9 protein-coding genes are annotated in these 13,214 nt (G+C 65.5%); 2 read left to right on the forward strand and 7 right to left on the reverse strand.

Annotated features, from left to right (window positions below):
• Nucleotides 1-67 precede the first annotated feature (67 nt).
• From H4W01_RS16955 to H4W01_RS16985, 7 genes are all read right to left on the reverse strand, one after another.
• Nucleotides 68-2,971 (reverse strand): TonB-dependent receptor, encoded by a 2,904-nt coding sequence (locus H4W01_RS16955; RefSeq protein WP_209612582.1) that lies wholly within the window; start codon nucleotides 2,969-2,971, stop codon nucleotides 68-70.
• 214 nt (nucleotides 2,972-3,185) lie between these two features.
• Complete coding sequence (locus H4W01_RS16960) at nucleotides 3,186-4,754, reverse strand: carboxylesterase/lipase family protein (protein WP_209612583.1); 1,569 nt, start codon at nucleotides 4,752-4,754, stop codon at nucleotides 3,186-3,188.
• Nucleotides 4,741-5,745: a sugar kinase gene (locus H4W01_RS16965; protein ID WP_209612584.1), complete on the reverse strand. Its 1,005-nt coding sequence runs from the start codon at nucleotides 5,743-5,745 to the stop codon at nucleotides 4,741-4,743. The genes H4W01_RS16960 and H4W01_RS16965 overlap by 14 nt, the downstream gene beginning before the upstream one ends.
• A gap of 114 nt (nucleotides 5,746-5,859) precedes the next feature.
• Nucleotides 5,860-6,615: a 2-dehydro-3-deoxy-D-gluconate 5-dehydrogenase KduD gene (gene kduD, locus H4W01_RS16970; RefSeq protein ID WP_209612585.1), complete on the reverse strand. Its 756-nt coding sequence runs from the start codon at nucleotides 6,613-6,615 to the stop codon at nucleotides 5,860-5,862.
• A gap of 106 nt (nucleotides 6,616-6,721) precedes the next feature.
• Entirely contained in the window at nucleotides 6,722-7,561 is an 840-nt protein-coding gene (gene kduI, locus H4W01_RS16975; protein WP_209612586.1) for a 5-dehydro-4-deoxy-D-glucuronate isomerase, read from the reverse strand.
• A 15-nt stretch (nucleotides 7,562-7,576) separates the two neighbouring features.
• Complete coding sequence (uxaC, locus tag H4W01_RS16980; RefSeq protein ID WP_209612587.1) at nucleotides 7,577-9,019, reverse strand: glucuronate isomerase; 1,443 nt, start codon at nucleotides 9,017-9,019, stop codon at nucleotides 7,577-7,579.
• Nucleotides 9,020-9,103: 84 nt separating this feature from the next.
• On the reverse strand, nucleotides 9,104-10,129 hold the full coding sequence (locus H4W01_RS16985; protein WP_209612588.1) for a LacI family DNA-binding transcriptional regulator: 1,026 nt from the start codon (nucleotides 10,127-10,129) through the stop codon (nucleotides 9,104-9,106).
• A gap of 102 nt (nucleotides 10,130-10,231) precedes the next feature.
• Here H4W01_RS16985 and H4W01_RS16990 point away from each other — a divergent pair, with 102 nt between their 5' ends.
• Together H4W01_RS16990 and H4W01_RS16995 are read left to right on the forward strand one after the other, a co-directional pair.
• A complete protein-coding gene (locus tag H4W01_RS16990) occupies nucleotides 10,232-11,761 on the forward strand; it encodes a UxaA family hydrolase (protein ID WP_209612589.1) in 1,530 nt (509 codons plus the stop codon).
• Complete coding sequence (locus H4W01_RS16995) at nucleotides 11,758-13,197, forward strand: mannitol dehydrogenase family protein (protein WP_209612590.1); 1,440 nt, start codon at nucleotides 11,758-11,760, stop codon at nucleotides 13,195-13,197. Before H4W01_RS16990 ends, H4W01_RS16995 begins: the two co-directional genes overlap by 4 nt.
• Nucleotides 13,198-13,214 lie beyond the last annotated feature (17 nt).

Genomic DNA, 13,214 nt, shown 5'->3' on the forward strand with positions numbered 1-13,214 from the left:
CTGAAAAACGAACGGGCGTCGCCATAGCATTGGCAACGCCCGAACGGAGAGGAAGGGTGGTCCAGACTTACATCTTCACGCGCGCACCGAACAGGATGGTGCGGCCGAAATGGTTGTTCTCATAATTCCGGTTCGCGTCGAGATCGGTGTAGCGATAGCGATAGGTGTCGGTCAGGTTGGTGCCCTCGACCGAAACCTCGAGCCATTTGGTCAGGCGATAGCGCACCGAGGCATCGAAATTGGTGGTCGCGGCATAGCCCTCGAACACGTTGCCGGTGCCGCTATTCTGGTCAACATACGGCCCGCGATAGCTGATCGAACCGCGCGCGCTGAACTTGGCGTCTTCATAATAGAGCGTGCCGTTGAACGCTTTCTTCGACAGGCCGAACAGCGTCGAGGTCCGCTGCACCGCGCTCGGCGCGACGAGCTTGCAGGTAAACTGCGTTGCGCAGACCAGCGTCGATGGCCCAACCACGCCATAGCCGGCCGTGCTGTCGATGAAGGTCGCGTTGGCGATGCCGCCAAAGTTCTTCAGGAAGCCGGGCAGGAATTTGAACGGTGCCTGGACCGAAAGCTCGATGCCCTTCAGCGAGGCACCGGTGCCGTTGATCGTATTGGAGACGGTGTAGAGCTGGTTGGGATCGTTCTTGATATAGCCAGCCGAGCTCGGCAGCAGCACGTCGCGCGTCAGCCCCGCCTCGGCCAGCGTCTGCGTGACGCTGTTGGACACAGGGAAGCTGTCGATCGATTTCTTGAACACCGCGATCGACGCGATCGACTGCGGCGCGAAATACCATTCGATCGCCAGATCATAAGCGGTCGCGCGGAACGGATCGAGGAACGGATTGCCGTTGGTGATCTTATAATTGTTGCCATCCGCCGATCCGCCCGGCGTCAGATTGCCAAGCGTCGGGCGCGTCATCACCTTGGCCACCGCGCCGCGCACGATGATGTTCTCGGTCGGATAAAAGGCCAGGTTGAGCGCGGGCAGCCAGTCATCATAGTCCCGCTTAACCGTCAGGGTCGCGCTGTTGATGATGCCCGTCGAAACCTGGTTGGTCTTCACATAGCGCACGCCCGCATTGAAGGCATAGCGCAGGCCGAACAGTTCGCCCTTGGTATCGAATTCGAGATAGCCGCCCTTCACCTCTTCCGAGACACTGCGGGTATTGCCGGCATCGGGGGTCAACGCACGGCTATAGAGGTTGGTCAAAGCGGCGGCGGCGGGAATGTTGGCCACGACATATTGCGAGGTCGTCCCCGCCGATTGCCCAGCCGAACCGAGATTGACGAGATCGGTCAGCGCCGCCGTCACCGGGAAACCATAGACCGAACCCGGCGCAATCGCCGATGTCGGCGAGCAGGTCAGCGTGCCAAGCACCAGATCCTTGCCGCCATTGCCGCACACCACGGTATCGCGGGTGAAGCCGACCGTATCGAAGGTGAACTTGCGATAGACGCCGCCCGCCTTGACCTGGAACCCCTCGGCCACATCCCATTCGGTGCGCAATTGCACGGTGCGGAATTTGTTGACGGTATCCGACGGACGATCGCGGATTTCGGACAGCTGATAGGCGCTCGGGTCGGTCACGCTGCTGCCATAGGTCAGCGTCGGGTTCGACATGTTGGTATAGTCGTATTTGAAGCCCTGCGCCGCCTTGTTGTCGAGCAGGATCGTCGTTTCAACCGGGATGTTCGCATCCGATTTCGACAGACCGCCCAACAGCGTGAAGCGGAACTTGTCGCTCACATCCTGATCCCAGGTGCCGCCAATCTGATAGAATTCGGTGCTCGACTTGCGCAGATAATGCTCGTTGCGATTATACGCGTCGTTCAGCGTCGCCGAGACGATGTTGTTGTTCGCGTCATAGACCGGATTGACGAGGTCGATCGAACGCTCGTTGCTGCGCGCCAGCACTTCGAGCCATTGCTCCTCGCGGGTTTCCTTGAACTTGGAATAGAGGCCGTCGATCGAGATCTTGGTCTGGTCGGTCGGCGCGAACTGCACGCTGGCGGTGATGCCGAGGCGCTCGCGATCATGCTTGATCACGCCGTAGCGCGGGATGCGCGGATGGAAGGCCTGGGCTGCTTTGTCGCACGCCGCACTCTGCCGATAGACGCCGCCGCTATTGGCAGCGGGGGTGGTGAAGGCCTGTGCCGCACCAGTACCGGTGGTGTTGTAATAGCATGGCGTACCATTGACCGAGTCGAACTGCGCCTGCGCCCAGCGCGTGGTGTTGTTGCCGAGTTCGAGCGTGTTGACCTTGGAATAGGCCGCCGACACCGATGCCCCGAAGGTGCCCGCCTCGTTCCGCCACGACAACAGCCCGGCAACGCGCGGTCCGACGGTCTTGGCGAGATCGTTATACGACCCCTGCATCGACAGCGCGCCCGAGAAGCCGGCTTTCTTGCCGCCAAGCGGGTTGCCGGTGTTGAGATCGACGACCGCGCCCAGCGAGCCTTCGTCGAGCGAGGCTTCGGCGGTCTTGTGAACCACCAGCGAGCTGAACAGTTCGGACGCAAACACGTTGAAGTCGAACGCGCGGTCGCGGTTGGCGCTGGCACCGTCGGTCGAGGTCGCCACCGTCTCCATGCCGTTTACGCGGACGCGGGTGAATTGCGCGCCAAGCCCGCGCACGGTGATCGCGCGGCCTTCGCCGCCATCGCGCTGGATCGAGATGCCGGGGATGCGCTGCAGCGATTCGGCCAGGTTCTGGTCGGGGAACTTCGCAATGTCTTCGGCGACGATCGAATCGACCGCAGCGACCGAGTTCTTCTTCACGTTGAGTGCAGCCTGAAGCGACTGGCGGAAGCCGGTCACGACGATGTCCTGCCCGGTATCCTCGGTCGCGGGCGCAGGCGGCGTTGGCTCGGTCTGCGCCAGGGCAACGCCCGGCAAGAACAGTGCGAGCGCAAGCGCGCCTGCCGAGACACCGTGCTGCACCGTCGCTGCCGCAGAAATCTTGCGCATTCTTCATCCCCCCTTGGCGTCGCAGCCGTGCAACGCCGATTGACACCGGTAGCCATGCCGCGCCGGCGAATCGGCGGCGGAGTGGCGGGCGGAAGAAGGGAAAGGCGCACTTTCGCGGCGCATCGCTCCTCTCCTGCCCAACGGTCGCTCTCTGGCAACTCGTCCTGACGCTTAAATGTCGCGTTTGGTAACCGGTGTCAATCAGCTTTTTGGCTTATGTGCCCGGCTGAATATACGGAACGCGCGCAAACAGTTCGCGCTGCCAGCGGCGGGGATCGTCCTCGCGATGCGGCACCGTGTCGAACACCATCGTCGCACGTTGCGGCAGATCGTAGCGGGGCCATTGCGGCAACCCTGTGTGATTGGGGTCACCCGTTTGCGCAAAGGCGACGAAGCTGTTCTGCATCGCCTGCGAGGCCGCCTGCGCATCCGCTCCGGTGCCGGTGTGCGAGCCCTTCGCGCCGATCGTGCCAAACACCAGCGGGATGTCGATGGTGTGAAAGGCACCGCGCCGGGGGTCGAGCCGCGACGTGAAATCGACCTGATAGACAAAGGCCGGAGCCCCAGCCTGCGCGCACGCTTCCGCCTCGATCACTTGCCCGCGCCAGCTCCGCCCGGCGGTGGTCGCGCCGTAAAACACTTCGGTCGGCGACCAATCGGGGAAGTGCGTGCGATACTGCGCCACCACCCATTCGGGCAGGATGTCGATGCGCAATTCGGGGGCAATCCGCGCAGCGACATTGTCCCAGGTGAGCCCGCGCACCTTATCCGAGTCGGGCGAGAGAAAGCCGCGCGTCTCATCGCGGACATTGCCCAGGATCATCGGGATGCCGAGCCCGTGCGGGTTGGCATTGGGCCAGAAGGGATGCCGTGTGAGCCATTTCATATCGAGCACCGGCCCGAAATAAACGCCACCGCCGAGGATCGGGTCGATAGCGTCAAGCGCGGCCACCAGGCGATCCTGCGGCATCGTCAACAACGGCGACAGGTCGCCCGCATCCACGCCGAGCCGAGCGAGATAGGCCCGTGCGCGTGCGGTCGCGTTGAGCGGGCCCGAGGCGGTGACTTGTTGCCCGCTCATCGTGGCGGCGCGGTGAAACAGCCCCTTGGCGGCGGGCATTCCCAGCATCGTCGCGATCTTGGCCCCGCCGCCCGATTGGCCGAACACCATCACCCGCCCCGGATCGCCGCCGAACGCCGCGACATTGTCGCGCACCCATTGCAGCGCCAGGATCAGGTCGAGCTGCCCGGCATTGCCGCTATCGGGAAAGCGCGGATCGAGCCGTGCGAGATAGAGATAGCCAAAGGCGTTGAGCCGGTGGTTGACCGTCACCACCACGACATCGCCGCGTGCCGCCAAGGCCGCGCCGTCGTTGAGCGGATCGGTCACGCTGCCGCCCGAATAGGCCCCGCCGTGGATGTAGAGCATCACCGGCAGCTTGGCCGCGCGATCCGGCCGCGCGGTCCAGATGTTGAGGAACAGGCAATCCTCGCTTTGCGGGCCATAGGTGCCGCCCGCTTGCGGGGCGACCGGGCCGAAGCGGTCGGCCGGGTGCGGCGCAGGCCCGTATACGAACGGCGTCGGCGCGCGAAAGCGTTCGGCCCGCCCGTAGCGGATGCCGCGATAGGCGCGGATCCCGTTCGCCTCTGCCGTACCGAGGAAGCGCCCCGCCGCGCACGCAACCGGCGGGGCCAGCGTCGCGCGCAACGGTGTGGCGGCGGCGGCCAGCGCTGCCGCGCCGCTGCCGATCAGCGCGCGGCGGGTCAGCTCAGCGCCGGACATCCAGCCCGCCTGCGAGATAGGCGTCAATATCGGCCTGGCGGAACAGGCTCGCATCGCCCGGCAGCGAGTGTTTGAGCGCGGCCAGCGCAAGCCCGGTGCGGGCCGCCTCGGCACTGTCGCCGCCCCGGCGCAGCGCGTGCAGTACGCCTGCCGCAAAGGCATCACCGCCGCCGATCCGGTCGACGATCCCGGCAAGCACGACTTCCTCGGTCTGCGCCGATTCTGTCCGGGTATCGACCCGCGCCGATAGCCGATGAAGATCGACATGCTCGACATGCCGCGCGGTCGAGGCGATCGTCTGCAGCTTGGGGAACGCCGCGAAGGCCGCGTCCACCGCCTCGCGCCGCCGCCCCTCGCCTTCGCCGCCAAAATCGCGGCCGAGCAGCAAGGCGATGTCGCGGTGGTTGCCGAACAGCAAATCGGCCTCGGCGACGAGCTGCGTCAGGATGCCGCGCGGATCGCTATCCCAACTCTCCCACAATTTGCCGCGCCAATTGCCGTCGAACGACACCGCAATCCCGCGCGCCGCCGCCGCCTGCGCCGCCGCGATCGCGCTGGCAGCGGGCACCGGCCCGAGCGCCGGGGTAATGCCCGACAAATGCAACCGGTCGACGCCGTGCAGCAGCGTGTCCCAATCCCAGGCGTCGCTCGGCATTTCGGCAAAGGAGGACCCAGCGCGGTCGTAAATCACTTCGGTCGCGCGCAAGCCGGCACCCGAGGTGACGAAATACAGCCCCATGCGATCGCCGCGAAGCTGGATGCCGACAGTATCGACGCCTGCGCCGCGCAAATAAGTCAGCGCCGCGCGGCCCAGATCATTGTCGGGCACGGCACTCGCAAAGGCGACGTCATGGCCAAGCCGGGCGAGCGCACCCGCGACATTGGCCTCGGCCCCGGCCACCCACACGTCGAGCTTGGGCGTCTGCAACAGCAACTCACGCCCCGGCGGCGAGAGGCGCAGCATGATTTCCCCAAAGGCCAGAAACGTCATTACCCTACCCTCTCGCGTCACCCCGGCCTTGTGCCGGGGTCCACTCCTCAAATCGGTCGCACGCTTGCGGCGCGGTGGTCCCCGGGACAAGCCCGGGGTGACGATGAGGCTCCCTTATCGCGCCAGCCAACCGCCATCGACCGCCAGAATATGCCCTTGCACATAGTCCGCCGCACGGCTGCACAGAAACACCGCCGCGCCGCCCAGATCGGAGGGATCGCCCCATTTGCCCGCCGGAATGCGCTCGAGGATCGAGCGGTTGCGCGTCTCGTCAGCCTGCAAAGCCGCGGTATTGTTGGTCGCGATATAGCCCGGCGCAATCGCATTGACGTTGATGCCCTTGCCCGCCCATTCATTGGCGAGCAGCTTGGTCAGCCCGCCAATGCCGCTCTTGGACGCGGTATAGCTCGGCACGCGAATGCCGCCCTGAAAGGTCAGCATCGACGCGATATTGACGATCTTGCCGGCCCCTTTCGCGATCATGTGCCGCCCCGCCGCCTGGCACAGGAAGAACACCGATTTGAGATTGGTGTCGATCACCGCATCCCAATCGTCCTCGGTAAAATCGACCGCATCGGCGCGGCGGATGATGCCGGCATTGTTGATGAGAATATCGAGACCGCCGAGCTTATCCACAGCCTCATCCACAACCCTTTGCACAGGCTCGATCGTGGAGAGATCGGCGGAAATGATTTCGGCGCGGCGCCCCAACGCGCGGATCTGCGCCACCGTGTCCTCAGCCGGTGTCCGCCCGACACAGGCCACATCCGCGCCAGCCGCCGCCAGCGCTACCGCAATCGCCTGGCCGATGCCGGTATTGGCCCCGGTGACGACGGCAACCTTGCCGGTGAGATCGAAGGGATTGGTCATGTTTCATTCCTTTCCCCTCCCGCTTGCGGGAGGGGTTAGGGGAGGGAATGGGAAGGACCTGCGAGCATGCCCTCCCCCAGCCCCTCCCGCGCGCGGGAGGGGGGCGTTACGCCAGCTGGCAAATATCCAGCACGCTCATATCGGTATAATCCTGATTCTCGCCCGCCATCGCCCAGATAAAGGCATAGGCCTTGGTGCCCGAGCCCATATGCACCGACCAGGGCGGGGAAATCACCGCTTCCTCATTGGCCATCACGATGTGCCGCAGCGCCTCGCCTTCGCCCATATAATGGAACACCCGGTCGTTCGGCCCATCCAGTTCGAAGTAGAAATAGATTTCGCTGCGGCGTTCATGAATGTGCGGCGGCATCGTGTTCCACACCGAACCCGGCTTCAGCACCGTCAGCCCCATCACCAATTGCGCGCTGTCGCAAATGCCGGGGATGACCATCTGGTAGATCGTCCGCTCGTTCGATTCCTCCAGGCTGCCGCGCTCCAGCTTGGTCGCGTCGGCAACCGAAATCACGCGCGTCGCGAACGCCTTGTGCGCCGGGCACGACGCCAGATAGAAACGCGCGCCTTCGCCGGAAAACACCACGTCCTTCGCGCCCATCGTCACGTACAGGCAATCCTTGTTGCCGAGTGTGAACACCTCGCCATCGACCGTGACGGTGCCGGTCGCGCTGCCGACATTGACCACCGCCAGCTCGCGCCGCTCCAGAAACGGGTGTCCGGCAGCAGACGCCGGCTCGGTCTGGTCGGGCAGTTTCACGGCGGCATCGGCAATGGCCACGCCGCCAATCACGAAGCGATCGGCATGGGTGTAATTCAGCACGCATTCCCCGGCGCGGAACAGGTCCTGGATCAAATAGCGATCGCGCAATTCCTCATTGGAAACGCATTCCATCATGTCGGGATGCGTGGCGTAATAAGTGCGGTCGAACATGGGGCTCTCCGGGGGTCAGGCCGCTTTGGCGGCGATTTCGGGGGAATCGATACGATAAGCGCGGCGGACGAGGCCGCTGGTCAGTTCCTGCGCCAGTTCGGCGGCTTCCCAATCCGCAAGGCGATGCTCGGCCACTAGGCGCGCGAGGAATCCGCAATCGACGCGTCGGGCGACATCGTGCCGCGCCGGGATCGACAGGAAGGCGCGCGTGTCATCGTTAAAGCCGACGGTGTTGTAGAAACCCGCCGTCTCGGTGGTCATCTGGCGGAAGCGGCGCATCCCCTCGGGGCTGTCATGGAACCACCAGGACGGCCCCAATTTCAGGCACGGATAATGCCCGGCCAGCGGGGCCAGCTCGCGCGCGTACACGCTCTCGTCGAGCGTGAAGAGGATGATCGACAGTTCGGTCGAGGTGCCGAAACGATCGAGCAGCGGCTTCAGCGCATGGACATAATCGGTGCGCATGGGGATGTCGGCCCCCTTGTCGCGGCCATGGCTCGCGAACAGCCCGGCATTGTGGTTGCGGAACGAGCCGGGGTGGATTTGCATCACCATCCCGTCCTCGACCGACATCGCCGCCATTTCAGTCAACATCTGCGCGCGGAACAGCTCGGCATCGGCGGGGGTCCAGCGGCCACCGACGATCTTGCCGAACAAGGCTTCGGCTTCGACCGGGGACAGATTGGCGGTCGCGGCGGTCGGGTGACCGTGATCGGTCGCGGTCGCGCCCGCCGCACGGAAATCCGCCCGGCGCTTGCGGTGCGCGGCGAGATAGCCCTTCCAGCTATAGACATCTTCGCCGGTCAGCTCGGCAAAGCGCGTCATTGCGCCCGCGAAGTGCTCATGCTCGACATCGATGACGCCATCGGGGCGATAGGTCGTGACGACGCGCCCGCCCCAGCCCGAGGCGCGGATGCGGTGGTGCGCGCCCAGATCGTCCTGCGGCCCCTCGGTCGTCGCCAGAAAGTCGATCTTGAAGCGATCGAACAGCGCGCGCGGGCGGAAGGCCGGGCTGGCCAGCTTCTCGGCGATCGTATCGAAATACAGGTCGGCAGTATCAGCCCCGAGCGCCACCTCGAACCCGAACACCTCGGCAAAGACATGGTCGAGCCACATGCGCGAAGGCGTGCCGCGAAACAGATGCAGGTGCTGCGCGAACACCCGCCATGCCGCGCGCGGATCGGTCGCGGGCGTGCCGCTGCGGCGCGGAATGGCGAGCGCGTCGAGGTCGATGCCCTGGCTGTAGAGCATCCGGAAAATGTAATGATCGGGCGCGAGCAGCAACGCGGTCGCGTCGGTCCAGGCGGTGTCGTCGGCAAACCATCCGGCATCGGTGTGGCCATGCGGGCTGACGATCGGCAGGTCCGCGATTTCCGCGTAAAGCGTGCGCGCAATGGCCCGCGTCGTTGGATCGCTCGGAAACAGGCGATCGGGGTTCAGGTCGAGCGGCCGTGCCATTGTCATTCTCCCTCCCCGCACTGTTTTATGCGGGCTCTGGTAACCGGTGTCAGCTTGCGTCGCAAGCCCGTTAATCGACGCCCGCTAGGCGCTCGGTGCCGCCACCGAACCGCGCCGAATCAGCGTCGACAGGAACAGCGACGGTTCCTCGACAATCGCTTCCCCGTCCAGCCCCGCCGTCAGCTTTAGCGCGGCCGAGCGCGCCATTGATGCGATCGGCCAGCGTACCGTCGTCAATGGCGGCCAGACATGCGCCGCGACGGGCGTATCGTCGAAGCCGACGATCGACAGATCCTTCGGAATATCGAGCCCGCGCTGCCGTGCGGCATGCATCACGCCCGCCGCCATTTCATCATTGCTGGCAAAGATGGCGGTCGGGCGCGGCATCAGGTCGAGCAACCGCTCGGCTGCGGTCAAGCCGGACTCGAAGGTATAATTGCCATCCGCAATCATGCTGCGCGGGAGCGCGATGCCGGCTTTGCTCAGCGCTTCCTCAAAGCCCAAACGGCGCTCGCGCGCCGAACGGAAGCCATGCGGCCCGGCGATCAAGCCGATCCGGCGGTGCCCCTGATCGATCAGATATTCGGTCGCGGCGCGCACCGCCTCGCAATCATTGGAGGCGACCATATGATCGTTATCGTCGAGCGGGGCCGACCCCATGCGGACATAGCGGCAGCCGATTTCCGCGCACAATTTGGCGATCGTGTCATTCTCGCTGATCGGCGGCAGCAGGACGAGCCCGAACAAGCGCTGGCGTTCCAGAAAGTGCCGCAGGTCGACCAGCATCGTCGCCGATCCGCGATCGACCGGGCGCACCACCAGTTCGAATTCGGTGCCGTGCAGCGCCTCCAAAATCCCCTGCTGCACATTCATCACCATTTGCGCATTGGGGTTGTCGTGGACGAGCCCGATCAGGAAATTGCGGCGCAGCGCGAGCGCACGCGCCTGCGGATTGGGAATATAGCCGAGTTCGCCGATCACATCCTCGACGCGCCGCCGGGTGTCGTCATTGAGCAAGGGCGAGCGGTTGATGACGCGGCTGACGGTCTTTTTGGAAACGCCCGCGATCCGCGCAACATCGTTGATCGTCGGTTGACCGCTGCTTTTCATGCGGTCGGCTTAACCCCAGGATGGCGGGCTTGGCTAGTCCGGGCGCGCACCGCCGCGATATCGGGCGCCCCTTGCCAAGCGCCGGTCGGCTGGGGCAGAGCGATGATACCGGTTACCAACAAGCGAGCGACGCGCGTGGCAAAAGCCCTTCTGGTGCATCCCGACGACAGCGTCGTAACCTTGGTCGAGCCCGTGCTGGCGGGCGATGCCGTCACCTTCGACGGCCGCAGCATTCCGGCGCTGACCGATACGCCAAGCGGCCACAAGATTGCGATCAGGCCCATCGCGGCGGGCGCGCCGGTGGTGAAGTTCGGCTTTCCGATCGGCACCGCCACCGCCGCCATCGCAGTCGGCGCGCACGTCCATTCGCACAATCTGGCGACCGCGCTCGACGGGACGCTCGCCTATCGCTTCACGCCAAAGGCCCCCGCGCCAACGCGCGAACCCGAGGAAACAGCGACTTTTGAAGGCTATGTGCGCGCGGACGGGCGCGTGGGCACGCGCAATGAAATCTGGATCTTGCCGACGGTCGGCTGCGTCGCGCGCACCGCGACGCGCATCGCCGCACAGGCCAATGCCGCCCTGGTCGGCGATGGCGCGGATGGCACGGTCGATGGCGTCCACGCCTTCACCCATCCCTTTGGCTGTTCGCAGCTTGGCGACGACCTTGACGGGACGCGCAGCATTCTGGCGGCGCTCGCGTGCCACCCCAATGCCGGCGGCGTGCTGATCGTCGGTCTGGGGTGCGAATCGAACCAAGTCGACGCCTTGCTGCGCGAAATTCCCGAAGCGCGCCGCCCCGCCATCCGCACGCTCGTCACGCAATTGGCCGGGGACGAGATTGACGAGGGCCTGGCCAAGGTCGCCGAACTGGTCGCGCTCGCCCGCAGCCAGCGCAGCACCGTCGCGCTCGACCGGCTGGTGCTTGGGGTGAAATGCGGCGGGTCCGATGGCTTGTCGGGCCTCACCGCCAACCCGCTGGTCGGCCGCATCAGCGAGCGCGTGGTCGCGGCGGGCGGAAGCGTGTTGCTAACCGAAATCCCGGAAATGTTCGGCGCGGAACGCCTGCTGATGGACCGCGCAGTCGACGAAAGCGTGTTCGACGGCATCGTCACGATGGTCAATGATTTCAAACACTATTTCCTCGACCATGGCGAACCGGTGTCGGAGAATCCCTCGCCCGGCAATGTCGCGGGGGGCATCACCACGCTTGAGGAAAAATCGCTCGGTGCGGTGCAAAAGGCCGGACGCGCACCGGTCTCGCATGTTCTCCCCTATGGCGCGCGCGTCGGCGGGCGGGGGCTCACCGTGCTCGAGGCACCGGGCAACGATGCCGTATCCTGCACCGCGCTGGCCGCCGCAGGGGCGACCGCCATTCTGTTCACCACCGGGCGGGGAACGCCGCTCGGCTTCCCGGTGCCGACGCTCAAGATCGCGTCGAACAGCGCACTCGCCACGCGCAAGCCGGGCTGGATCGATTTCGACGCGGGCGAAGTGCTCGATCACGGTTTCGACGCCGTGGCGCAGGCGCTGGCCACGCGCGTGTGCGCGATTGCGTCTGGCGCGGCGACCGCTGCCGAGCGTAATGGCGAGCGCGAAATCGCAATCTGGAAGCGGGGCGTAACCTTATGACGCGTTTGGGATATGGCACGCTCGATCTTGTGCCAGCACGCGTGACTCGCCCCAATCGCTCCGCACCGCCAACCACCGGGATCGTCCATTTCGGCCCCGGTGCGTTTCACCGCGCGCACCAGGCGGCGTATATCGATACGCTGCTCGACAGCGAGCCCGATTGGGGCATTGCTGCGGTGTCGCTGCGCAGCGCAGCAACGGTTGCGGCGCTGACCGAGCAACAAGGGCTGTACACGCTCGCCGTCCGCGACATCGCGCCTGCCTATCGCATCATCGGCGCGCATAGCCGCTTTCTGGGCCCCGACGACGCGGAGCAGACGCTCGCGCTGCTCGCCGACCCGGCGGTGCGGCTGGTGACGACGACGGTGACCGAGAAGGGGTATTGCCTCGCCGCAGACGGCACGCTCGATCTGACGCATCCCGACATCGCGCACGATCTCGCGGCTCCCGCCGTGCCGCGCAGCGTGATCGGGTGGATCGTCGCTGGGCTCGCCGCGCGCCACGCGCGCGGGATAGCACCGTTCATGGTGATGCCGTGCGACAACCTCGCCAATAACGGAGCCAAAGTGCGGGCCGCGCTGATCCGCTTTGCCGAGGCGCAGACGCCGGAGCTGGCGGCGTGGATCGCCACGCAGGTGCGCGTGCCCGGCACGATGGTCGATTCGATCACCCCTGCGTCGGACGACGCGCTCTATGCCGATGTCGCGGACGTGCTGGGCGTCGAGGACCGCGCCGCCGTGCAGCGGGAGGCGTTCACGCAATGGGTGATCGAGGATCTGGGCGATCCGGTCTGCGTGGCGTTGGGCCGCGCCGGAGCGACGCTGACCGACAATGTTGCCGGCTATGAACAAGCGAAGCTGCGCATCCTCAACGGGTCGCATTCGACGCTGGCTTATGCCGGTTTGTTGCGCGGCCATGCCAGCGTGGCCGATGCGATGGGTGATGCCACGCTGGCGGACTTCATCGATACGATGATCCGCGACGACATCATCCCGACCTTGCCGCCCGTCGCCGGGCTCGATCTCGATGGCTATCGTGCGGCGGTGCTGGCCCGCTTCCGAAACCCCGCAATCGTCCACCGGCTGGAGCAGATCGCCGCCGATGGCAGCCAGAAAATCCCCTATCGACTCGGCGATACGCTGGCCGCGCAGCGCGCGCAGGGCCGGTTGCCGCGCCATGTGCTGGCCGCGCTCGGCTGCTGGATCGCCTTTTTGATGCAGCGCGCACGGGCGGGCGTGCCGATCCTCGACCCGGCGGGCACCGCCCTCGCCGATCTTGCCGCAACGGACGACGCACACGCGGTGCTGGCGCGGCTAATCGCGGCAAAATTGGGGTTTTCCGAGGCGTTGGCGCACGATTCCGACGCGACGCGGTCGATCGCGCGCGCCGCGCAGGCGGCGTTTGAGGGCGATTGGGCGAGCGCCTTTCCCGGCTGATCGCCGCCAACCCGCGA

The organism is Sphingomonas sp. PL20 (assembly GCF_017875905.1).
Taxonomy (GTDB): domain Bacteria; phylum Pseudomonadota; class Alphaproteobacteria; order Sphingomonadales; family Sphingomonadaceae; genus Sphingomonas; species Sphingomonas echinoides.

Excerpts from the sequence above, each read along its gene's own strand:
- kduD (WP_209612585.1), bottom strand. The coding sequence starts at position 6,615 with ATGACCAATCCCTTCGATCTCACCGGCAAGGTTGCCGTCGTCACCGGG.
- H4W01_RS16995 (WP_209612590.1), top strand. The coding sequence starts at position 11,758 with ATGACGCGTTTGGGATATGGCACGCTCGATCTTGTGCCAGCACGCGTG.
- H4W01_RS16960 (WP_209612583.1), bottom strand. The coding sequence starts at position 4,754 with ATGTCCGGCGCTGAGCTGACCCGCCGCGCGCTGATCGGCAGCGGCGCG.
- H4W01_RS16965 (WP_209612584.1), bottom strand. The coding sequence starts at position 5,745 with ATGACGTTTCTGGCCTTTGGGGAAATCATGCTGCGCCTCTCGCCGCCG.
- kduI (WP_209612586.1), bottom strand. The coding sequence starts at position 7,561 with ATGTTCGACCGCACTTATTACGCCACGCATCCCGACATGATGGAATGC.
- H4W01_RS16985 (WP_209612588.1), bottom strand. The coding sequence starts at position 10,129 with ATGAAAAGCAGCGGTCAACCGACGATCAACGATGTTGCGCGGATCGCG.
- H4W01_RS16955 (WP_209612582.1), bottom strand. The coding sequence starts at position 2,971 with ATGCGCAAGATTTCTGCGGCAGCGACGGTGCAGCACGGTGTCTCGGCA.
- uxaC (WP_209612587.1), bottom strand. The coding sequence starts at position 9,019 with ATGGCACGGCCGCTCGACCTGAACCCCGATCGCCTGTTTCCGAGCGAT.
- H4W01_RS16990 (WP_209612589.1), top strand. The coding sequence starts at position 10,232 with ATGATACCGGTTACCAACAAGCGAGCGACGCGCGTGGCAAAAGCCCTT.